The following is a 261-nucleotide window of genomic DNA, read 5'->3' as shown; positions in this document are numbered from 1 at the left end:
TTTTCTGTCATGCGGTTGATCTCATTGACATTGAGGACTTGGGCGTATTGTTTTTTTTCACACTTTGGGCAATGAAACTTTTTGGCATAATAACTATAATGAGGGCGATTGACCAAGGTCCCTTTCTCAGCCTTGGTTTTTGTTACGCTTCGGTGCTTTGAAAAATAACTTTTTGTAAATTCTGAAGCATCGACATCATAATATGTGCCGCACGTTTCACACTGTACATGCGCAACAAAATCATTTGAAACAATGACATCT

Annotated in this window: 1 protein-coding gene; it reads right to left on the bottom strand. The window is 38.3% G+C overall.

All coding sequences use genetic code 11. The features are described 5' to 3' along the window. The coding region (locus tag HMPREF0367_RS10670; protein WP_211237390.1) for a hypothetical protein at positions 1–261 on the bottom strand (261 nt) is incomplete at both ends.

Origin of the sequence: Faecalitalea cylindroides ATCC 27803, from assembly GCF_000469305.1 — a bacterium.
Lineage (GTDB): Bacteria > Bacillota_I > Bacilli_A > Erysipelotrichales > Erysipelotrichaceae > Faecalitalea > Faecalitalea cylindroides.
This window is presented reverse-complemented; position numbering and strand designations above follow the sequence as displayed.